General features: G+C 53.6%; 1 protein-coding gene. It reads left to right on the forward strand.

Annotated features, from left to right (window positions below; genetic code table 11):
• Window positions 1-347: helix-turn-helix domain-containing protein (locus AQ981_RS25530; RefSeq protein WP_154675996.1), on the forward strand; the 347-nt coding region annotated here is incomplete at both ends.

Below are 347 nucleotides of genomic sequence, written 5' to 3' on the forward strand. Positions count from 1 at the left end.
TACGTTTTACCGTTATCGCGAACTGGCTGATGAAGGCGGTGTGGACGCGCTGATTAACCGCAGCCGACGTGCTCCCAATCTCAAAAATCGTACCGATGAGGCAACTGAGCAGGCTGTTATTGATTACGCCATCGCTTTCCCGGCGCACGGTCAGCACCGGACCAGCAACGAACTGCGCAAACAGGGCGTTTTTATCTCCGGCAGTGGTGTCCGTTCCATCTGGTTACGCCATAACCTTGAGAACTTCAAAAAGCGTCTGAAAGCACTGGAAGAAAAAGTGGCTCGTGAGGGTATCGAACTGACTGACAGCCAGATCGCCGCACTGGAACGCAAAGCCAGTGATGACG

The sequence above is a fragment of the Entomohabitans teleogrylli genome (genome assembly GCF_001484765.1).
Taxonomy (GTDB): Bacteria; Pseudomonadota; Gammaproteobacteria; order Enterobacterales; family Enterobacteriaceae; genus Entomohabitans; species Entomohabitans teleogrylli.